Raw genomic sequence first — 20741 nt, 5'->3', positions numbered from 1 at the left:
GCCATAGGGGGTGCATCAAGCGATGAGAATCAGCGGCCACAAATGCCTATCCGCTCGCGGCGAAACCTCCTCGGAACAGGTGGCCCGCCAATTCAAACGGAGCCGTGCCGCCTCCGTCCAGCCGCTTCTGCAAAGCCTGACCGCCCTGGGGCCGGCGCGCATTGACGACAAGGGCCGCTTTGCGCTGTGACTGTGCGTTCGGTCAGAACATGCTATCCTTTGATATCAAGGCACTGACCCGGCTTTGGGTGCGCAATAAATCAAACGGATCAAGATGCCCGGACCCGAGCCGCACGCCTTCTGGATTGTCGATAGCGACCCACGACGCCCCCGCGCCAGCTATCATTCGTATCTTTGGACCGGCAACGGCGGGAACCGAAAAGCACGCGCGATTGCCATTCTGAAACGCCTGATGTGGCGGGACTGGTATTGCCGCTGCTGCGGTGACGATCTGCCCGACTATGTGCGCGCAGATGCCCGGTTTTGCCGCGAAGCCTGCCGCGAGTTTTAGAAGGTCCAGAGCCAAACCGTCACAAAGCAAGAGAGATTCACTCAGCAGCCTGCTTCTTCGACAATCTTTACAAGGTCTTTCATCACCGCTTCCTGCAGTCGCTTTAGACGCTCAACTTTCAAAGTAATCATGCCTAACGAGGCCGCTTCGGGGTAGGCAAGCTCTGCCTTGATGGTCGCTGACCTGATCTCAGTACCAAGTTTGATTGCAGCGCGCCCGGAAATGGCTGCCATCCGAGCTGCCTCTTCCACGGGTTCACAGTCCTGTGCAGCCACGGGAGCTGCTATCAGAGGAAGCACGAACGATATTCTCGTCATGAGGTTCCTTCCAGACACAAACCAACTTCTCAGATTGGGCCTACTTGTCCCTTGAGGGCAGTTTCTGAAATATCTTGAAAAACAATCAATTTTTTCTGCCGGGACCGGCGCTGACTTCAACTGCCCGGCAATCGAACCCGATTTTGTGGATGTGAGCAAAATGCTCCCCGCGCCGGTTCCTATGCCGAAAGCTGGCAGGATTGAGCCCCCCACGTGGCGCATCGCTTTGCGTTCAAGCGCAATTGGGATGGTGGTGCTTTGGCGGGTACGCCCGCCGGAGGCGGCTTTTTCTTTTTAAGTTCAGGGATTTATGGCGGAGAGACAGGGATTCGAACCCTGGGACCCCGTGAAGGGTCAACGGTTTTCGAGACCGCCCCGTTCGACCACTCCGGCACCTCTCCGCGGGGGTCTGGGTAGAGGGGCGTTTAGCCAATTCGCCAGCGGGGCGCAACAGCCAAATCACAAGTTTTTCCGATGCCGGTGAAAGACCTCGCGGGTGTCGTGATTGTGACGGCGTCATCCCGCCCGCAACCCGCGCAACAGTTGTTGTGGGCGCGGCTCTGCTCTACCACTGAAAGGGCTCAGACCCGCGCGAGGACAGAATGACCACAACCGCCCCGATTTCGAACGCTGTGACGGCCCGGCGCCTGTTCCCGGCGTTGCTGGCATGGCTCACCTGCCTTTGCATGGCGCTGCCGCTGCGGGCCGAACCGATCGACGAACTGGTCGAGGCGCTGCAGATCGACTCCATGATCGAGGTGATGCGGGTCGAGGGGATGGCCTACGGGGAGGAACTTGCCGAAGAGATGATCCCCGGTGGCAGCAACCTCGCCTGGCAGGACTTGCTGGAGCAGATCTATGATGCCGGAAAGATGCGCACGATTGTCCGCCAGGGCTTTGCCGAAGTCATCGAGGACAGCGACCCGGCGCCGCTGATCGCCTTTTTCTCCTCTGACCTGGGGCAGAAGATCATCACCCTGGAACTGGAAGCGCGGCGCGCGATGATCGATGACGAGGTCGAAGAGGCCGCGCGTCAGGCCTATCTGGATCTCAAGGGCAGCGAAGACCCGCGCCTGGATCAGCTGCGCCGCTTCGTCGTTGTGAACGACCTGCTTGAAACCAACGTGACCGGTGCGCTGAATGCCTCGTTCCGCTTCTATTCCGGGCTGGTCGACGGCGGCGGGCTGCAGATGGCCGAGGGCGATATCCTGGCCGATGTCTGGAGCCAAGAAGAGGAAACCCGCGAAGACACGCGCGAATGGCTGTTCGCCTATCTGCTGCTGGCCTACGAACCGCTAGAGGACGACGAACTGGAGGCCTATATCGCCCTGTCCGAAACCACGCAGGGACGGGCCTTGAACCGCGCGTTGTTTGCCGGCTTCAACGACATGTATAACGAGATTTCCTACGCGCTGGGGCTGGCGGCCTCGCGGCAGATGCAGCAGCAGGATCTCTGAGGCCGCTCAACGCAACAATGCCTTGACAACCACGGGTGTTGCGGACCATAAGCCGCGCACGACAGGACGGGGCTTATGGCCCCGCCTTTTGTTTTTGTTCAATGATCGTCCATAAGGACGCGCTGTTCGAGGCGGGGCAGGGTCCCCATCAACGCCGGCACCGGGACGTCCCGGGCGGGGCCACAGAACGCGGCAGAAAAGGAATGACGCACCATGTTCGCGGTGATGAAAACCGGCGGCAAACAGTACAAGGTCCAGTCGGGCGATACGCTCCGGGTGGAAAAGCTGGCCGCAGACGCGGGTGAAACCGTGCAGTTCAACGACATCCTGATGCTGGGCGGCGACACCACCGTCGTGGGCGCGCCCTTCGTGGCCGGCGCCGCCGTGCAGGCCGAGGTCATCGACCAGGTCAAGGGTGACAAGCTGATCCACTTCGTGAAGCGCCGCCGTAAGCACAGCTCGCAGCGGACCAAAGGCCACCGCCAGAAGCTGACGCTGGTCCGCGTGACCGAGATCCTCGCCGAAGGCGCAGACGCCACGGGTGTCAAGGCCGCCCTGGGCGCCGGTTCGGCTCCGAAGGCAGCGGCCCCGGCCGCGGCCCCCAAGGCAGCAGCAGCCCCCGCAGCGGTTGAATCCGGCGACGACCTGACCCAGATCACTGGTGTCGGACCCGCCGCAGCCAAGAAACTGGCCGAAGCCGGTATCACCACTTTCGCCCAACTGGCGGCCGTTGACCCCGAGGCCTTCGAGGCCACCAAGGTCAAGCCCGAGTGGGTCGAACAGGCCAAGACCCTGGCCTGAGTCAGTTAAGGAGAGAAACGAATGGCACATAAAAAAGCAGGCGGTTCCTCCCGCAACGGTCGCGACTCTGCCGGACGCCGTCTTGGCGTCAAGCTGTACGGCGGTCAGGCCGCGATCCCGGGCAACATCATCGTGCGTCAGCGCGGCACCAAGTTCTGGCCGGGTGAAGGCGTGGGCATGGGCAAGGATCACACCATCTTTGCAACCTCCGAAGGCGCCGTGACCTTCCGCAAGGGCCTCAAGGGCCGCACCTTTATTTCGGTCCTGCCGGTGGCGGAAGCCGCGGAATAACGCCGAGATCAGTGTCACGGAAACGGACAGGGGATCGGCGGCACCGCCGGTCCCCTTCGCTGTTTCCGGGTGCTTGTTTCCCAGGCCCGGTGACGGGTCCCCGGATCGGTCACGCCAATGACAAATTGACCTGCGAGGAACAGGCAGAGCCGATCCCGTCCGCTGCACGAGAGGAGAGTGCACATGGGCCTAGATGCAACTCACGACCAGCCCGTCGTCAGGACCGACCGGTTCGATCTGCGCCCCGTGCGCCGGTCCGACATCGGCTTGATGGAGCTCTACACCGGCGATGAACGGGTCGCCCGGATGACAACCTCCATCCCGCATCCGCTGCCGCCAGGCGCGGCAGAGGCCTTTGTCACCCGTGTCACCGCCGCCGAAAGGCACGAAGACGTCTGGGCGATGGATGCCACCAAGGTGGGCGGGTCAGAACTGATGGGCGTGATCGCGCTGGAGCGGATGGACCGCAACCAGTCCGAGGTGGGGTACTGGGTGGCGCCGGCCTTCTGGAACACCGGTCTGGCCTCCGAGGCGGTCCGCGCCCTGGTCGAGGCCAACCCGATGGGCAATGCCACGATGTTTGCCAGCGTCTTCCAGGACAATGCCGCCTCGGCCCGTGTTCTGGTGAACTGCGGGTTCGAATACATCGGGGATGCCGAGGCCTATTCCGTGGCCCGCCAGGCCAAGGTGCCAACCTGGACCTATATCTGCAAGCTGGCCTGAGGCGTCCCGCAAGGCCCGCTTGAGCGCCGGGGGAAACCCCGGTAAACCGCCGCCTGTCTCTCGCCGAAAGCCCCAATCATGAAATTCCTCGATCTCTGCAAGGTCTACATCCGCTCCGGTTCCGGCGGGAACGGGTGCGTCAGCTTCCGCCGTGAAAAATTCATCGAATACGGCGGGCCGGACGGGGGCGACGGCGGCCGCGGCGGTTCTGTCTGGGCCGAGGCGGTGGACGGGCTGAACACGCTGATCGATTTCCGCTATCAGCAGCACTGGTTCGCCCAGAACGGCCAGGCGGGCAAGGGCCAGAACCGCACCGGCGCCGATGGCGACAACATCCTGTTGCGGGTGCCCGTGGGCACCGAAATCCTCGAAGAGGACGAAGAGACCGTCATCGCCGACCTGACGGAGCTGGGCCAGCGCGTGCAGCTGGCCAAGGGCGGCAATGGCGGCTGGGGTAACCTGCGGTTCAAGACCGCCACCAACCAGGCGCCCCGCAATGCCAACCCCGGCCAGGACGGGGTTGAACGGACGCTTTGGCTGCGGCTGAAACTGATCGCGGACGTCGGGCTTCTGGGTCTGCCCAATGCGGGCAAGAGTACCTTTCTGGCCGCGACGTCCAACGCCCGGCCAAAGATCGCGGATTACCCCTTTACCACGCTGCACCCGAACCTGGGCGTCGTCTCTGTCGACAATACCGAATTTGTCGTGGCCGATATCCCCGGGCTGATCGAGGGCGCGCATGAAGGCCGGGGCCTGGGGGACATCTTCCTGGGCCATGTCGAACGGTCGGCGGTTCTGCTGCATCTGGTCGATGGCACCTCGGGCAGTCTGATCGAGGATTACCAGACCATCTGCAACGAGCTGGACGCCTATGGCGCCGGTCTGTCCGACAAGCCTCGTGTGACCGTCCTGAACAAGATCGACGCGCTGGATGCCGAGGAACGCGAATTCCTCAAGGAGGAACTCGAGGCGGTGGGGGCTGAAAACGTCATGCTCATGTCCGGGGCCTCGGGCGAAGGCGTGACCGAGGTTCTGCGCGCGCTGCGTCCGCATGTCGAGGCCCGCCGCGCGGCGGACCGGCCCGCGGACCCCGAGGAGGACGGGACATGGCAGCCCTGACCGAGGCGCGCCGGGTCGTCATCAAGATCGGCTCGGCCCTGCTGGTGGATCGCGTCACCGGCGATCTGCGCCGCAGCTGGCTGGATGCCATCGCCGAGGATATCGCCGCGCTGAAAGCGCGCGGGGCCGATGTGGTTCTGGTGTCGTCCGGATCTATCGCGCTTGGCCGTGGCATCCTTCGGCTGCCGCCCAGCGTGCTGCCGCTGGAACAATCCCAGGCGGCCGCTGCCGTCGGCCAGATCCACCTGGCCCGTGCCTGGCAAGAGGCGCTGGCGCCGCATGGGCTGACCACGGCCCAGGTGCTGGTCACATTGGAAGACAGCGCCGACCGCCGTCGCTATCTCAATTCCCGCGCGACGCTGGAAACCCTTCTTGGGTTTGGCGCCGTGCCCATCGTGAACGAAAACGACACCGTGGCCACGGACGAGATCCGCTATGGCGACAATGACCGTCTGGCCGCGCAGGTGGCCGTGACCGTGGGCGCGGACCTGCTGGTGCTGCTGTCGGACGTCGACGGGCTTTACACAGGCAACCCGAACAGCGATCCCGAGGCGCAACGGCTTGATACCGTGTCCGAAATCACGCCCCAGATCGAGGCGATGGCGGGCGATGCGGGGTCCGGTCTGTCCAAGGGCGGGATGAAAACCAAGGTCATGGCGGCCAAGACGGCGACCGCCTCGGGCTGTGCCATGATCATCATGCACGGGGCCGAGCTGCATCCGCTGAAACGCCTGACCGATGGCGCGCCTTCGACGCTGTTCACACCGCATCTCGATCCGCATGCCGCGCGCAAACGCTGGATCGCGGCGATGAAACCGCAGGGCACGCTGCGCGTCGACGAGGGCGCGGCGCAGGCGCTGGCCTCGGGCAAATCGCTGCTGCCGGCGGGATTGCGCGCGGTCGAAGGCGATTTCGGGCGCGGTGAGCCGGTGACGATCCGGACCGTGAACGGCCTGACACTGGGGCAGGGGCTGACCCGCTACACTGCCTCTGAGGCCACGGCCATTGCCGGCCATCACAGCCGCGACATCGAGGGCATCCTGGGCTATCCAGGCCGCGCCGTGCTGATCCACCGCGACGACATGGCGGTGTGACGGGTTTCTTTGACCCGCCTCACCGATCTCACTAGTAAAGACGCAGACACTTCTGGCCAGAGGGTTCTTCCCATGAAAGATCTCGATAACATCCCCGCCCTGATGCAGGACATCGGTGAAAAGGCGCGTGCCGCCGCCGCGGAGTTGGCCTTTGCCCCAGCCGAGGCAAAGCGCAAGGCGCTGGAGATCGCGGCGGACAAACTGTGGGAGGCGCGCGCGCAGGTCATCGAGGCGAATGCCCGCGACCTAGATTTCGGTCAGGAAAAGGGCCTGAGCAAGGCCATGATGGACCGGCTGATGCTGGACGAGGCACGCATTCAGGGGATCTGCGACAGCCTGCGGTCCGTCGCGGCACAGGAGGATCCCGTGGGCAAGGTGCTGGAGGAATGGGACCGTCCCACCGGCCTGCACATCCAGCGCGTGCGTACGCCCCTGGGCGTGGTCGGCGTGATCTATGAATCGCGGCCCAACGTGACGGCGGATGCAGGCGCGCTCTGCCTCAAGGCGGGCAATGCCGTGATCTTGCGCGGCGGGTCCGAGAGTTTTCATTCCTCGGGGGCAATCCATGCTTGCCTGGTCGAGGGGCTGCGCGCCGCCGGCCTGCCGGAAGCAGCGATTCAGTTGGTGCCGACGCGCGACCGTGCCGCCGTCAGCGAGATGTTGAAGATGACCGACACCATCGACGTGATCGTGCCGCGCGGCGGCAAGGGACTGGTCGGCCTGGTTCAGCGCGAGGCGCGGGTGCCGGTCTTTGCCCATCTCGAGGGCATCGTGCATATCTACATCGACAAGGAGGCCGATCCGGTCAAGGCGCTGTCGGTCGTGCGGAATGCCAAGACGCGGCGTACGGGGATCTGCGGCGCAGCCGAATGCCTGCTGATCCACCGCGACGTGGCCGAGACCATCGGCCAGGGCGTGATCCGCGCGCTGCTGGACGCGGGTGTCGAAGTGCGTGCGGATGCCGAGTTGCAGACGATACCGGGCACCGTGCCTGCCGGGGCAGAGGATTGGGGCCAGGAATACCTGGACAGCATCATCGCCGCGCGCGTGGTCGACGATATCGATGACGCCATCGCCCATATCCGCAAGTACGGCTCGAACCACACCGACGCGATCCTGACCGAGGATGACGCGGCAGCCGCACGTTTCTTCGAGAGACTCGATTCGGCGATCCTGATGCGCAATGCCTCGACCCAGTTCGCCGATGGCGGCGAGTTTGGCATGGGCGCGGAAATCGGCATTGCCACTGGCAAGATGCACGCGCGCGGCCCTGTGGGTGCCGAGCAGCTGACCAGCTTCAAGTATCTTGTGACCGGTGACGGAACGGTGCGGGCCTGAGGCCCGCACGCTTGTGCAGGATCAGGCGATCTTGATCGTGATGGATTCGGTTGTCGGGGTGGCATAGACTTTCTGCCCCGCCGCGTCGGCCTGGATCGGCAAGAGCACGAAATGTACGCGGTCGGCCCCGGGCCATTCGGACGGGGCATTGCCGTTCAGGTGAGCCCAGAGCTGCGGGTCAGCGGCGACGCGCGGGCCGGTGGCATGGATTGTCCACCCCGCTGAATCACGATCGACACGCAGGGAGCCGCCATGCGGAAGCGCACTTTCGCAGCAGAGATAGGCGAGGAAGGCCAGTTGGACCTGGATCCGGGGCAGATCCTCCTGCGGGGTCCAGTCAACCTGCAGCCTGCCACCCTTGCCCAGGGCGGCCAGGGTGGACGCGATCTCTCTTTGGCCCATCATCTGCTGTTCACCGGCCTGACCAAAGGCGACACGAAAGAAGCGGATGCGCGCCGCGGCGCTTTCGCAGCTATCCTGGATCAGCGCCATTTCCGGGCTCAGATCGGTGGGCCCGGCAAGGGCGATCAGCTCCAGCCCGTTCTGGATGGCGCCGATGGGACTGATAAGGTCGTGGCACAGTCGCGATCCGACGAGGGCCGCGAGTTGGGCTTGGGACTGGGACATGGCAAACTCCGATCTGGAGGGTACAGGAATGAAAGAACTCAACTCTTTACTCGAACCCGGAATGCTGGTGCGGCATCCGGATCAGCCCGACTGGGGCACAGGGCAGGTGCAGTCCAACATCGGAGGCCGCATCACCGTGAACTTTCGGGAACAAGGCAAGGTCGTGCTGGACAGTGAGCGGGTCACGTTGCTCCCCGTTCATGATGGTTAACCTAGTCGGCCACAGGTTGATGAATGGTTAACCAAGGATAGGTCATGACCGCAAGCGTTGCACTCGTTGGCCCGCTTGCCTATGACCGTCCGGCAGGTCCGACCGCAGCGCTTGGGAGAGATGACAGTGACAGAGGCCTTCTCGGTCCGGCTGGCGAAAGATGCCGAGGATATCGCCGCGGCTCAACGCCTGCGCTACGAGGTCTTCGTGACCGAGCTGGGGGGCGACGGAGCGCTGGTCGATCACGAGGCGCGGCTGGAACGCGACCGGTTCGATCCCTTTTTCGATCATCTCCTGGTCTGCGATGACAGCAAGGGCGGCGCCGTGGTCGGTGTCTACCGCCTTTTGCGCGACGATCAGGCCGCCGAGGCCGGGCAGTTCTACTCCGAGGACGAGTACGACTTGACCGCGTTGCGCAACAGCGGCCGCCGCCTGCTGGAGCTGGGCCGCTCCTGCCTGCATCGTGACTACCGGGGCGGGGCAGCCATGTTCCACCTTTGGCAGGGGTTGGCGAGTTATGTTCTGGACCACGGGATCGAGGTTCTGTTCGGTGTCGCCAGTTTTCACGGTACGGATGTCGACAAGCTGGCCGAACCCCTGTCGCTCTTGCACCATCGCCACCTTGCACCGCCCGAACTGCGCCCGAGGGCGCGCGCCTTCCAGTCGATGAACTTGCTGGCCGAAGACCAGATCGACCGCCGCCGCGCCATGTTGCAGGTGCCGGCGCTGATAAAGGCCTACTTGCGGCTGGGAGGATGCGTGGGCGAGGGCGCCTTTGTCGATCATTCCTTCAACACGGTGGATGTCTGCCTGGTGATGGACACCGCACGGATGACCGACCGGCAGCGCGCGCTTTATACCCAGGAACGCGCCACGTGAGGCGGTCATGAGCCAGACCTGGAACGGCGCCGAGCCGCCGGACTGGCCCCCGATCGGCACGGCAGGATGGGTGCGCATCGCATGGCGGGCACCGCTCATGGCCCTGGTGATTTTTGGATGCCTCGGGATCCTGTTGCTCGTGCGCCTTGTCGAACGGCCGCTGTGCGGGGCTGGGCGGCCCGTGACGCCGCATATCACCCGGTTCGTCTGTCGCACCGTCCTGTTGATCATGGGATTGCCGGTCGAAATGCGCGGGCAGCGCATGAAAGGCCCGGGCGCCATCGTGGCCAACCATACGTCCTGGCTCGATATTTTTGTCCTGAACAGCCGCAAGACCATCTATTTCGTCTCCAAGGCCGAGGTGGCGGGATGGCCCGGCATCGGGTGGTTGGCACGGGCGACAGGCACGCTGTTCATCAACCGCGACCGGCGCGAAGCCCAGGCACAAGCGCGGGCTTTCGAGGACCGCCTGCTGAACGGGCACCGTTTGCTGTTCTTCCCCGAGGGCACCTCGACCGACGGGCTGCGGGTCCTGCCGTTCAAGACGACACTTTTCGCAGCCTTCTATTCCGAAAGGCTGCACCACAAATTGCAGGTTCAGCCGGTGAGCGTGGTCTATCATCCCCCCGAGGGCGCGCATCCCCGGTTCTATGGCTGGTGGGGCGACATGGAATTCGGTGCCTCGCTGCTGCAGATCCTGGCGGCGCCGCGACAGGGCCGGGTGGTGCTGAACTACCATCCGCCGGTCCGGGTGGATGATTTCCCCAATCGCAAGAGCCTGGCCCATGCGCTGGAGATCCGGGTGCGCGAGGGGCACATGGCGGAACTCGGGCCAGTGCCGCCGGATCTGTCGAGCGGAGAGTGAACGCGTCTCGGCGGGGCGTTCGGGACTCGGCCCCTATTCAGGGACCATCGCCCGCCCGCCACCCCTCGAATGAGGCGTCTGTCCCGGCTGTTCGGGAACACCGGAGAGTTGGGTAGGCTTCCGGACTCACCCGGAAACAGGCCCTTCGGCGTGGTGGTCAGCCTCGCATGGCGTCGCGCAGGGTCTTGAGCGCGGCGAGTGCGTCCTCCTCGCGCCAGATTTCCTCGCCGATGGCAAAGAAATCCGTGACCGGGGCGAGGCTGCGGACAAGCTCGGGCGTCAACCCGCCTTCGGCCACGACGGGCACCTCGATCATTTCGCTCCACCAGGCGAAAAGCTCGTGGTCGGCCACTTCACCATCACCCAGGGCGCCGGAGACCGGGCCGAAGGCAACGTAATCCGCGCCGTGTTCGCCGGCGGTCATGCCGTCATGGCGCGACTGGCGGCACCAGGCGCCGACGATGGCATCGGGGCCCAGCGTCTTGCGCGCCGTGCGCACCGAACGGGCGCCGTCGACAAGGTGAACGCCGTCGAGGCCCAGTCGATCGGCCAGCATGACATGGGTGTCGATCACCAATGCCACGTCGACCCGGTGTGCGACGTCACGCACGGCATCCGCGGCCCGCATCAGCCGGTCCTCGTCGCGGGTGGCGAGGCTCAGGCGCAGGCAGGCGGTCTCGACCCCGTCCAGCACACGGGACAACCGATCGGGAAATGTGCCCAGGTCGAACTCTGGCGGCGTGATCAGGTAGATCTGCGGGGCATCGGGGTCTTGGGTCGTCATGGTGCTCTCCTGAACCGAAGGTCCTCATAACGCGGCTTTGCCGCCATTGCACCCGGGTTTTTCACGTCCCGGCAAGGCTTGCCCCCGGCGCAGCGGGGCATTACCCCTCCGCCGATCCAGACGGAGAGAGCGACATGGCGACAGGCACCCCCCAACCGGCTTTCGTGCTGGTGCGGCCCCAGATGGGCGAGAACATCGGCGCGGCGGCGCGGGCGATGTGGAATTTCGGTCTGGACCGTATGCGGATCGTCGATCCGCGCGACGGCTGGCCCAACCAGAAGGCGGTGGCCATGTCGAGCGGTGCCGGGCGCCTGCTGGACGAGGCGCAGCTCTCCGACGGGCTGCCGGACGCCATCGGGGATTGCTCTTTCGTGCTGGCCACCACGGCCCGGCCCCGCGACCTGACCAAGACGATCTGGACGCCCGAGGCGGCGATGGCGGAATGCGCGCGCCGAATCGCGGGTGGCGAAAAGGTTGCGGTGATCTTTGGCCCGGAACGCGCCGGGCTGGAAAACGAGGACATTGCGCCCTGCAACGGGATCATCTCGGTGCCGGTGAACCCCGAGTTCGCCTCGCTCAACCTGGCACAATGTGTCCTGCTCTGTGCCTACGAGTGGCGGCGGGCCAGCGAGGACATGCCCGAGGTCGCCGAGTCCCTCGCCGGAACCGAGCTGGCCTTGCAGCACGAGGTTGCTCACCTTGCACGCCATTACGAGGAGCGGATGGAAGAGGCGGGTTTCTTCTATCCCGCGCACAAGGCCGAGAGCATGAAGGTCAACCTGCGCAACATGTGGTCGCGCCTGCCGCTGACCCGGGCCGAGGTGCAGATGCTGCACGGGATGATGCGCCAGGTGGTCCGCTGGAGAGACAAAAAAACGGACTGATCCGTGGGGGATCAGTCCGTCAGAAGGCCGAGCCGGCCAGGGAGGACAACCGGCGCCGGGGTGGGCCGCGGTCAGTAGTTGCCGCCGCCCGAATAGCCACCCGAGTAGCCCTTCTTCTTGGGCGGGGTGTAGGTGTTCTTCGGCGCGGTATAGGTGTTTTTCGGCGGCGTGTAGGTGCAGGCGTAGTTCAGAATGTAGTCGCCATGCACCCAGTAATACTGGCCCTGGTACTGGATCTGCACCCAGCCATACTGCGTGTCGTAGGTGTCGAGCGCCGTGCAGGGGCTGAAGGTGCCCGCGACCGGGTAGTTCTGGCCCGGACCGGTGCGGTAGTTCAGGTGGTTCTGGCCAACCCAGGCCTGCCCGGCCGAGGCGGCGGAGGCGGCGAGCGTTGCGGCGGCGACGGCGGCGGAGATGAGGAAGGTCTTCATGGGATAGGTCCTTTGGGGTCTATGGTCGTCTGAGAAGATCGGGTGATTGTTTATTCGTTAACCTGTGGACCCAACGTAAACCGTGCCCGCTTTCGCGATAAGTCAGGCATTCCTGACCGCCTTTGCAGCCTGCTCTGGAAGGCCGCTGTGGTCCCGAAACGAAAAAGACCGATCCGCGAGGGGATCGGTCCGGGAGGAGAGGCGCCGGTCCGGGAGGAGAAGACCGGCGCCGAGGGGGAGGAAGAGATCAGTAGTTGTAATAGTGGTTCTTCTTGTGACCCCAGGTCTTCTTCTTGGGCGCCCAGTGGCAGGATTGGTTGCTCAGATACTTGGACGAGACCCAGTAGTAGTTGTGCTGAAACTTCACCTTGGCCCAGCCGTGCTTGTAGGCGACGATGTGGACCGGCGTGCAGGGATTGAAGACGCCAAGCACCTGGTAATGCGTGCTGGGGCCCGAACGCGCGTTCAGGGGCGTGTGGCCGACCCAGGCCTGGGTGGCCGAAGCGGCCGAGGCGGTCATTGCGGTTGCGGCGACGATGGCGGAGAGAATGAGCTTTTTCATCGGTCTGGTCCTTTGAACTAAGTCTTTGATCTATGGTGCTTGCTTGTCTTGCTGGTCGTCTTGTTCCGTGACACCAACCTACGGCTTTCGCGGTTCCGGCATAAGTCAGGCATTCCTGACGGAGGTATTCCCGACCCTGTGATGCGGATGGCCTCGATCTATTGGCGCCTGAGAGCTTGCGGCGGTTCAGGCAAGAAAAAACGGACCGATCCGTGGGGGATCGGTCCGCGAGGGGAGGTGGCGCCGGACAGGGAGGAGGAACCGGCGCCCCGGGAGGAAGAGATCAATAGTTGTAGTAGTGGTTCTTGTGACCCCAATGCTGCTTCTTGTGCCCCCAGTGCTGTTTCTTGGGGGTCCAGTGGCAGGCGTGGCCCTGAACGTAGTCGGCTTTCACCCAGTAGTAGTTGTGGTTGAAGTAGACTTTGTACCAGGTCGGGTTGCCATAATAGTCGCGGGTGAACTTCACCACGTGCACCGGGGTGCAGGGCTTGAACACGCCCAGCTTGTGGTACTGGACACCGGGGCCCGAACGGGCGTTCAGATGGTTGTTGCCGATCCAGGCCTGGGTGGCCGAAGCGGCCGAGGCGGTCATTGCGGTTGCGGCGACGATGGCGGAAAGAATGAACTTTTTCATGGGTCTGGTCCTTTGGGTCGATGGTCTGGCGGGGTCTGTTGTCTTCGTTAACCTGTGCCATCAATTTACGGATCACCCCCGCGTTTCATAAGTCAGGCATTCCGGACGGAGGTATTCCGGACCCCGCGACATGCCGCAGGGGGGCCGCTTGAAGGCCCCGGTCGGGCGCTCTACTGTCCGGTCAAATTTCCGGAGGCTGGGATGGCAGAGAAACGCAAGCTGTTCGAAGAAGTGGGCGAGGGGGCGCAGAAACCGGCGGCCCCGGCGGGCGGCATGATCGACGCGGGAAAACGAGGGGCGCGCGGTGCCGTGCGCCTGTGGCTGATGCTGTTGTTCCTGCTCGTGATGGTGATGATCGCGGTCGGCGGGATGACACGGCTGACGGATTCCGGCCTGTCGATCACCGAATGGAAACCGCTCACCGGCGCGCTGCCCCCGATGAGCGCCGAGGTCTGGGACGCCGAGTTCGAGAAATACAAGCAGATCCCCGAGTACCAGCTGCAGAACAAGGGCATGTCCCTGTCAGAGTTCAAGGCGATCTACTGGTGGGAATGGGGCCACCGTCAGCTGGGCCGGGTCATCGGCCTTGTCTGGGCGCTGGGGTTCTTCGGCTTTCTTCTGGCCAAGGCGATCCCGCCGGGGTGGACGGGGCGCTTGCTGGGCCTCGGGGCCCTGGGCGGGCTGCAGGGCGCCATCGGCTGGTGGATGGTGTCCTCTGGCCTGGGCGGCGAGATGCTGGACGTGGCCTCTTATCGGCTTGCCACGCACCTGGGGCTGGCCTTTGTCATCCTCGGGCTGATCGCCTGGTATGTCTATCACCTGACCTACGAGGAACGCGCCCTGATGCAGGCCCGGCGCAGCGCCGAGCCCAAGCTGTTCTCGATGGCGACGGGGCTGATGCACTTCGCCTTTCTGCAGATCCTGCTGGGCGCTCTGGTGGCCGGGATCGACGCGGGCCGCAGCTACAATGACTGGCCTTTGATGGGCGGAGAGGTCTTCCCCTCGAATGCCTTCGATTTCGAACCGCTCTGGCGGAACTTCTTTGAAAATGCGGGTCTTGTGCAGTTCATGCACCGTGTCTCGGGCTATCTGCTGTTCGTCTTTGGCGTGGTGGTCTGGCTGCGCGCGCGGCGGTCGGCAAACCGCGACACGCGGTTCCGGTTCAACGCGGTTTTTGCGGTCTTGTTCCTGCAAGTTGTGCTGGGTATCGTCACGGTTGTGTATGCCGCGCCCTGGCACATCGCCATCGTGCACCAGCTGGGGGCGGTTGCACTATTGGCACTGATATTGCGGGCGCGGTTTGCCGCACGTTATCCCGCACCACAAAGTATAAGAGGCACGAGCTGAATGAGTGCATATGACGATTTGATGGCGTTCCAGCGCGACACAGAGGCGCTGGCGCAAGTGGCGGGCCGGTTGAGCTGGGACCAGGAGACCATGATGCCGCGGGGGGCGGCGGACCAGCGCAGCGACGAACGCGCGGCGATGGAGGCGATCCTGCACCAGCGACGCACCGACCCGCGCATCGGCGACTGGCTGGCGGCGATCGCCGAGGAAGGCCTTGATCCGGTCGCCCGCGCGCAGTTGCGCCACATCCGCCGCAGCCATGACCGCAGCGTTCGCGTGCCCGAACGGCTTGCATCGGAAATTGCCCGCATGGTCAGCCGCAGCCATGTGATCTGGGCCGAGGCGCGCGCGGATGACGATTTCGCGGCCTTTGCCCCGGCGCTGAAAGAGATCATCGCGCTGCGGCAAGAGGAAGGCGCGGCCCTGGCGGCAGGTGGTGATGTCTACGACGCCCTGCTGGACGACTATGAACCCGGCGCCAAGGCCGCGGATCTTGAGGCGATGTTCGGCGCCCTGCGGCCCCGACTGGTGGCACTGCGCGAGGCGGTTCTGGCCAAGCCCGCGCCAGAGGGCCTGTCTGGCGCCTTTGACGAGGCCGGGCAGATGAAACTGGCCCGGCTCTTGGCCAGAACCTTCGGCTATGACATGCGGCGGGGCAGGGTGGACAAGGCGGTGCACCCGTTCAGCTCTGGCTCGGGCGATGACGTGCGCATCACCACGCGCACCATGCCGCTGGAACCGTTCAACTGTTTCTACTCGACCATCCACGAGGTTGGCCACGGCAGCTATGAACAGAACATCGACCCGACCTATCGGCTGACGCCGCTGGGGGCGGGCGCCTCGATGGGGGTGCACGAAAGCCAGAGCCGGATCTACGAGAACCAGCTTGGCCGCTCGCGGGCCTTTACCGGCTGGCTCTATGGCCAGATGCGCGACACCTTCGGCGATATCGGAATCGCGGATGAAGACGGGTTTTACGCGGCGGTGAACAAGGTCCGCAACGGCTATATCCGGACCGAGGCGGACGAGTTGCAGTATAACCTGCACGTCCTTCTGCGCTTTGACCTGGAGCGCGCGCTGGTCTCTGGCGACCTGAAGGTCGATGACCTCGAGACCGCCTGGAATGACCGTTTCCTGGCCGATTTCGGGTTCGCGGTGGACAAGCCTTCGGATGGCGTCCTGCAGGATGTGCACTGGTCGGCGGGTCTGTTCGGCTATTTCCCGACCTATTCGCTGGGCAATGTCTATGCCGGCTGCCTCTACAAGGCGCTGCGCGGTGCGGTGCCGAAGCTGGACGATCAACTGGCGCAGGGCGACACATCTGGCGCAACGGATTGGCTTCGCAACAACCTCCAGCAACACGGCGGTCTCTACACGCCGCGCGAGGTGATCGAGAAGGCCAGTGGGACGCCGCCGTCAGAGGCGCCCCTGCTGGACTACCTCGAAGAGAAGTTCGGCGCCATCTACGGGCTGTAACCCGTGTAACCCGGGGCTGGGCCCAGTTGCGCGGATGTCTGCCGACGTCCGCGCATCCTGATCCATTCCGCAGGTTTTTCCCGTTTCTGCGCCAGCCCGGCTTTGGAACCATGTGATTGTTGAACCAGTGAATGGAGTAACGATCATGAAGCATGTTCTTTTGGCCGCCGGCCTCTGCGCCGGACTTGCACAGCCCGCCCTTGCACAGGCCACAACCGAGGCGAGGGTGATCGGCCCGTCCGGCGTGCCTGTCTATACGGTGCAGGTTCTGGGCGCCAACGGTCTCACCTACAATTGCCGCCCCGATACCGAAGAGCGCGACGGGCAGGTCTTGCGGTTTTGCCGCCGGGTCGAGGGCACGGCGGTCGCTGATGGCGACCCTTTTGCGCTTGCCCCCGCGGTTCTGGCGGGCGGGGTGCTGGCGGTGCTGGCGGTGCTGGCGGTCGGATCTGCCTCGGGCACGGATTGATCCCGGACAATGCAATTGGGCGGCGCCGTGATTGCGGCCCCGCCCTTTGACATTCTGTATGAACGCGGTTCAGCTGTTGGGATAGATAAACGCCTTGCGCGCGGATTCGAGATTGCCGAGGCCACGATTGATCGCCGGGATGGCCCGGTTGACCAATTGGGCCACCTGCGGACGCAGGGCCGACCGCGCGGCCTGGTCCGGCGCCGCGCTGAGGACACTGTAAGCCTTCGAGAAGTCATCCGACTGGCTGCGATAGGCCTCGATCAGGGCACGCGCCTCGGTCAGGAATGCCGTCCGGCCCGGTTGCGTTTCTTCCTTGGCCGCCAGCCGGTTGACCAGGTCGCTGGCCTCGTCTGCGCGTTTGACCATGCTCTCGCCGCAGGACTCGCTGAACATCAGCGCGGTCTTGGGTGTGGTCGTGGGCAGATCGAAACTGCCTGTGGTCAGCCCGACGAACCAGTCGGTGCAATCGCGCGACCGACCGTCAAACGAGTTGATCAGCTTGATAACCCGGTTGGCGTCGTTCTTGCGGTCGTTCTGGGCCTCGATTCTCTGGTTCTGCTGGTAGCGTTCGTACCGCGCGTACATGAAAAACACACCAGCGCCGAAAGCGACCAGCGTAATCAGGAGTGAAATGATGCGCATGGCGCCGGAAATCCTCAGTCTCTCTTAATCCTGCTCGGTCTCGTCCGCCTCGCCCTGATCGGCGATCCAGGCAACAGAAACCACTGTCTCACCCTTGCCGGTGTTGAAGACCTTCACCCCGCCTGCGCTGCGCGAGCGGAAGGAAATGCCATCCACCGGCACGCGGATCGACTGACCGTTCGACGTAGCAAGCATGATCTGGTCGTCAAGCTCGACCGGGAAGCTGGCGACGATTTCGCCGCCGCGCATGCTTTTCTCCCAAGCGGTGACGCCCATGCCGCCACGGCCCCTGACCGGGTAGTCATGGCTGGACGACAGCTTGCCCAGGCCTTTGGCGGTGATGGTCAGGATCAGGTTTTCCGCCGCCGACATCTGCGCATAGCGTTCCTGCGTGATGGCGCTGTCGGCATTGCCTTCCTCTTCCTCCGGGGCCTCTGCCTCGTCGGTCAGGCCGGCCATAGCGCGGCGCATCTTGAGGTAAGAGGCGCGTTCGTCCGAGGTGGCCTCGAAATGGCGGATCACCGACATCGACACGACCTCGTCACCATTGGACAGGCGGACGCCCCGGACGCCGGTGGAATTGCGCGAGTTGAAGACGCGGACCTCTGGCACGGGGAAGCGGATCGCCCGGCCGGAATTCGTCACCAGCATGACATCGTCGTCCTCGGAGCAGATGCGCGCGTTGATGAGACGCATGTCCTCATCCTCGAACTTCATCGCGATCTTGCCGTTGCGCATGACATTGGTGAAGTCCGACAGCTTGTTACGCCGCACGCTGCCCTTGTTGGTTGCAAAGACGATTTGCAGGTCGTCCCAGTCCGCCTCTGGCCGGTCAACCGGCATGATCGCGGCGATCGAGACACCCGAAGGGATCGGCAGGATGTTGACGATGGCCTTGCCCTTGGAGGTCCGCCCGCCCAGCGGCAGGCGCCAGGTCTTGAGCTTGTAGGCCATGCCGTCGGTGGTGAAGAACAGCAGTTGCGTGTGTGTATTGGCGACGAAGAGGGTGGTGACAACGTCGTCATCCTTGGTCGCCATGCCCGACAGGCCCTTGCCGCCGCGTTTCTGGGCGCGGAAATCGGCCAGGGCGGTGCGCTTGATATAACCGGACTGGGTCACGGTGACGACCATGTCCTCGCGCTCGATCAGGTCCTCGTCTTCCAGGTCGCCGGCCCATTCGGTGATCTCGGTCCGGCGCGGCACGGCGAATTCGTCGCGAATGGCGGTCATCTCGTCCCGGATGATGCCCATGATCCGCTCGCGGCTCGACAGGATGTCGAGGTAGTCCTTGATCTTGGCGGCCAGGTCTTCGAGTTCGTCGGTGACTTCCTTGACGCCCAGCTGGGTCAGGCGCTGCAGGCGCAGTTCCAGGATGGCGCGGGCCTGAGTTTCGGACAGGTTGTAGGTGCCGTCCTCGTTGGCCTTGTGGGTCGGATCGTCGATCAGAGCGATATAGGGCAGGATCTCTTCGGCGGGCCAACGGCGTTCCATCAGGCGCTGTCGCGCCTCGGGGGCGTCGGCGCTGGAGCGGATGGTGGCCACCACCTCGTCGACGTTCGAGACAGCCACAGCCAGGCCGCACAGGACGTGCGACCGTTCGCGTGCCTTGCGCAGCAGGTAGGCGGTGCGCCGCGCCACAACCTCTTCGCGGAAGTCGATGAAGGCCGACAGGAATCCGTAGAGAGTCAGTTGTTCAGGCTTGCCGCCGTTCAGCGCCAGCATGTTGCAGCCAAAGCTGACCTGCATGGGCGTGAAGCGGAACAGCTGGTTCAGCACCACCTCGGCGGTGGCGTCGCGCTTCAGCTCGACCACCACGCGCACGCCGTCACGGTCGGATTCGTCCTGGACGTGGGCGATGCCCTCGATCTTCTTGTCGCGCGCGGCCTCGGCGATGCGCTCGATCATCGTGGCCTTGTTCACCTGGTAGGGGATCTCGTCGATGACGATGGCGTAACGGTCCTTGCGCAGCTCCTCGATGCGGGTCTTGGCGCGGATGATCACGCTGCCGCGTTTTTCGAGGTAGGCCTTGCGTGCGCCGGAGCGGCCAAGGATCACGCCCCCGGTGGGGAAGTCAGGACCCGGGATGTATTCGATCAGGTCCTCTGTCGACAGGTCCGGGTTTTCCATCAGGGCCAATGTGGCGTTGATCACCTCACCCAGGTTGTGGGGCGGGATGCGGGTCGCCATGCCGACGGCAATACCCTCGGCCCCGTTCACCAGCACGTTGGGATAGCGCGCGGGCAGAACCGTGGGTTCGCGTTCCTTGCCGTCGTAGTTGTCCTGGAAATCGACGGTTTCCTTGTCGATGTCGGTCAGCAAGGCCAGCGCCGACTTGGCCAGCCGGCTTTCGGTGTACCGCATGGCGGCGGGCGGATCGCCGTCCATCGAGCCGAAGTTGCCCTGACCGTCGATCAGCGGCAGCGACATCGAGAAGTCCTGCGCCATCCGCACAAGCGCGTCGTAGATCGCGGAATCGCCGTGCGGGTGATAGTTGCCCATCACCTCGCCAACGGATTTCGCCGACTTCCGATAGGACTTGTCGGGCGTGTAATTGCCCTCGTACATGGCGTAGAGGATGCGCCGGTGCACAGGTTTTAACCCGTCGCGCAGATCCGGAATCGCGCGGCTGACGATGACCGACATGGCGTAGTCGAGATAGCTCGACTTCATCTCGTTTTCGATCGAGATCGAGGGGCCGCGCGGCGCCGGGCGATTTTCGTCTGTGTTTTCAGGTGGTTCGGGCGTATCGCTCACGTCAGGGGCCTGTCAGTTGATCTGCCATATCTTGTTGAGGGGTGTATATCAGAGACTATCTGTAGGGTGCAATGGCGGCCCGGGGGGCAGGTTTTGGCAGCCAGCGGGGGTGTCTGATAACACACTGTTTTTATTGATAAGTAAAGATTTGCTTGGCAGCATTTCCATACGAGTTGTCAAACGAGGTAAAAAACCGATGCAGGAGTCCGAAACGGAGCTGATGCTCAAGGGGTACGGCCTGACCACGGCCGAGTTCTTTTATCACATGCCCGACTATGCCCATGTCCTGAACACCTTTATCTGGCAGGACTACGACCTGGCGCCGGATCATCCCCGGCTGTTCGAGTTCATCGAGTTCTGGCAGGACGAGATCGAGGGGCCGTTGCACTCGGTCCGGTTCACCCATCGCAAGATGATCTCGCCCGGAGAGTGGCGCAACGTGGTCGGAGAATTCCGCTATCACTGAGCCAGCGCCGGTGCCCGTGAATTTTGTACAAAACGTACGTTTTGTACGTCGATTCC

At 63.8% G+C, this 20741-nt stretch carries 23 protein-coding genes and 1 tRNA gene; 15 read left to right on the top strand and 9 right to left on the bottom strand.

Going from position 1 to position 20741, the window contains the following annotated elements:
- Window positions 1-552 precede the first annotated feature (552 nt).
- A complete protein-coding gene (locus tag KZZ07_RS07700) occupies window positions 553-744 on the bottom strand; it encodes a hypothetical protein (protein WP_219513302.1) in 192 nt (63 codons plus the stop codon).
- 395 nt (window positions 745-1139) lie between these two features.
- Window positions 1140-1229 (bottom strand) — tRNA-Ser (locus KZZ07_RS07695).
- A 201-nt stretch (window positions 1230-1430) separates the two neighbouring features.
- Here KZZ07_RS07695 and KZZ07_RS07690 point away from each other — a divergent pair.
- From KZZ07_RS07690 to KZZ07_RS07660, 7 genes are all read left to right on the top strand, one after another.
- Window positions 1431-2285 (top strand): DUF2059 domain-containing protein, encoded by an 855-nt coding sequence (locus KZZ07_RS07690; RefSeq protein WP_219513301.1) that lies wholly within the window; start codon window positions 1431-1433, stop codon window positions 2283-2285.
- Window positions 2286-2498: 213 nt separating this feature from the next.
- Window positions 2499-3086, top strand: coding sequence for a 50S ribosomal protein L21 (locus KZZ07_RS07685; RefSeq protein WP_219513300.1), 588 nt, complete (start codon window positions 2499-2501; stop codon window positions 3084-3086).
- 21 nt (window positions 3087-3107) lie between these two features.
- Window positions 3108-3377: a 50S ribosomal protein L27 gene (gene rpmA, locus KZZ07_RS07680; protein WP_219513299.1), complete on the top strand. Its 270-nt coding sequence runs from the start codon at window positions 3108-3110 to the stop codon at window positions 3375-3377.
- Window positions 3378-3560: 183 nt separating this feature from the next.
- A complete protein-coding gene (locus KZZ07_RS07675) occupies window positions 3561-4100 on the top strand; it encodes a GNAT family N-acetyltransferase (RefSeq protein ID WP_219513298.1) in 540 nt (179 codons plus the stop codon).
- Window positions 4101-4178: 78 nt separating this feature from the next.
- Window positions 4179-5219, top strand: a complete 1041-nt coding sequence (gene obgE / locus KZZ07_RS07670; RefSeq protein ID WP_219513297.1) for a GTPase ObgE — start codon at window positions 4179-4181, stop codon at window positions 5217-5219.
- Window positions 5207-6313, top strand: coding sequence for a glutamate 5-kinase (proB, locus tag KZZ07_RS07665; RefSeq protein WP_219513296.1), 1107 nt, complete (start codon window positions 5207-5209; stop codon window positions 6311-6313). Before obgE ends, proB begins: the two co-directional genes overlap by 13 nt.
- Before the next feature lie 72 nt (window positions 6314-6385).
- Entirely contained in the window at window positions 6386-7651 is a 1266-nt protein-coding gene (locus tag KZZ07_RS07660) for a glutamate-5-semialdehyde dehydrogenase (protein ID WP_219513295.1), read from the top strand.
- Between the two features lie 21 nt (window positions 7652-7672).
- Here KZZ07_RS07660 and KZZ07_RS07655 read toward each other — a convergent pair whose 3' ends face one another.
- Complete coding sequence (locus KZZ07_RS07655) at window positions 7673-8278, bottom strand: histidine phosphotransferase family protein (RefSeq protein ID WP_219513294.1); 606 nt, start codon at window positions 8276-8278, stop codon at window positions 7673-7675.
- A gap of 28 nt (window positions 8279-8306) precedes the next feature.
- Between KZZ07_RS07655 and KZZ07_RS07650 the strand changes: the two genes are divergently transcribed.
- The 3 genes from KZZ07_RS07650 (at window position 8307) to olsA (ending at window position 10233) form a co-directional block, all read left to right on the top strand.
- On the top strand, window positions 8307-8489 hold the full coding sequence (locus KZZ07_RS07650; RefSeq protein ID WP_219513293.1) for a DUF3553 domain-containing protein: 183 nt from the start codon (window positions 8307-8309) through the stop codon (window positions 8487-8489).
- A gap of 120 nt (window positions 8490-8609) precedes the next feature.
- On the top strand, window positions 8610-9368 hold the full coding sequence (olsB, locus tag KZZ07_RS07645) for an L-ornithine N(alpha)-acyltransferase (protein ID WP_219513292.1): 759 nt from the start codon (window positions 8610-8612) through the stop codon (window positions 9366-9368).
- A gap of 7 nt (window positions 9369-9375) precedes the next feature.
- Complete coding sequence (olsA, locus tag KZZ07_RS07640; RefSeq protein WP_219513291.1) at window positions 9376-10233, top strand: lyso-ornithine lipid O-acyltransferase; 858 nt, start codon at window positions 9376-9378, stop codon at window positions 10231-10233.
- 157 nt (window positions 10234-10390) lie between these two features.
- On the opposite strand, the gene KZZ07_RS07635 is transcribed toward olsA, so the two are convergent.
- The gene (locus KZZ07_RS07635) at window positions 10391-11017 is read right to left on the bottom strand and encodes a thiamine phosphate synthase (RefSeq protein WP_219513289.1); all 627 of its coding nucleotides are present in this window, start codon (window positions 11015-11017) and stop codon (window positions 10391-10393) included.
- A 134-nt stretch (window positions 11018-11151) separates the two neighbouring features.
- Here KZZ07_RS07635 and KZZ07_RS07630 point away from each other — a divergent pair, with 134 nt between their 5' ends.
- The gene (locus KZZ07_RS07630) at window positions 11152-11901 is read left to right on the top strand and encodes an RNA methyltransferase (protein ID WP_219513287.1); all 750 of its coding nucleotides are present in this window, start codon (window positions 11152-11154) and stop codon (window positions 11899-11901) included.
- 71 nt (window positions 11902-11972) lie between these two features.
- Here KZZ07_RS07630 and KZZ07_RS07625 read toward each other — a convergent pair whose 3' ends face one another.
- From KZZ07_RS07625 to KZZ07_RS07615, 3 genes are all read right to left on the bottom strand, one after another.
- Window positions 11973-12332, bottom strand: a complete 360-nt coding sequence (locus KZZ07_RS07625; RefSeq protein WP_219513285.1) for an SH3 domain-containing protein — start codon at window positions 12330-12332, stop codon at window positions 11973-11975.
- A gap of 247 nt (window positions 12333-12579) precedes the next feature.
- On the bottom strand, window positions 12580-12894 hold the full coding sequence (locus KZZ07_RS07620; RefSeq protein ID WP_219513283.1) for an SH3 domain-containing protein: 315 nt from the start codon (window positions 12892-12894) through the stop codon (window positions 12580-12582).
- Between the two features lie 283 nt (window positions 12895-13177).
- Window positions 13178-13528 carry an SH3 domain-containing protein gene (locus tag KZZ07_RS07615; RefSeq protein ID WP_219513282.1) on the bottom strand — a complete coding sequence of 117 codons (351 nt, stop codon included), beginning with the start codon at window positions 13526-13528 and terminating at the stop codon, window positions 13178-13180.
- Window positions 13529-13729: 201 nt separating this feature from the next.
- Here KZZ07_RS07615 and ctaA point away from each other — a divergent pair, with 201 nt between their 5' ends.
- The 3 genes from ctaA to KZZ07_RS07600 all read left to right on the top strand — a co-directional run bounded on the left by ctaA (window position 13730) and on the right by KZZ07_RS07600 (window position 16820).
- Window positions 13730-14875, top strand: a complete 1146-nt coding sequence (gene ctaA, locus KZZ07_RS07610; protein ID WP_219513281.1) for a heme A synthase — start codon at window positions 13730-13732, stop codon at window positions 14873-14875.
- Entirely contained in the window at window positions 14876-16351 is a 1476-nt protein-coding gene (locus tag KZZ07_RS07605) for a carboxypeptidase M32 (RefSeq protein ID WP_219513280.1), read from the top strand.
- A 145-nt stretch (window positions 16352-16496) separates the two neighbouring features.
- Complete coding sequence (locus KZZ07_RS07600) at window positions 16497-16820, top strand: hypothetical protein (protein WP_219513278.1); 324 nt, start codon at window positions 16497-16499, stop codon at window positions 16818-16820.
- Between the two features lie 69 nt (window positions 16821-16889).
- On the opposite strand, the gene KZZ07_RS07595 is transcribed toward KZZ07_RS07600, so the two are convergent.
- Together KZZ07_RS07595 and gyrA are read right to left on the bottom strand one after the other, a co-directional pair.
- Window positions 16890-17465 (bottom strand): hypothetical protein, encoded by a 576-nt coding sequence (locus tag KZZ07_RS07595; RefSeq protein WP_219513277.1) that lies wholly within the window; start codon window positions 17463-17465, stop codon window positions 16890-16892.
- 24 nt (window positions 17466-17489) lie between these two features.
- Window positions 17490-20219 (bottom strand): DNA gyrase subunit A, encoded by a 2730-nt coding sequence (gene gyrA / locus KZZ07_RS07590; RefSeq protein ID WP_219513269.1) that lies wholly within the window; start codon window positions 20217-20219, stop codon window positions 17490-17492.
- A 196-nt stretch (window positions 20220-20415) separates the two neighbouring features.
- Here gyrA and KZZ07_RS07585 point away from each other — a divergent pair, with 196 nt between their 5' ends.
- Entirely contained in the window at window positions 20416-20685 is a 270-nt protein-coding gene (locus KZZ07_RS07585; protein WP_219513268.1) for an usg protein, read from the top strand.
- Window positions 20686-20741 lie beyond the last annotated feature (56 nt).

The organism is Mameliella sp. CS4 (assembly GCF_019392335.1).
Lineage (GTDB): Bacteria > Pseudomonadota > Alphaproteobacteria > Rhodobacterales > Rhodobacteraceae > Antarctobacter.
This window is presented reverse-complemented; position numbering and strand designations above follow the sequence as displayed.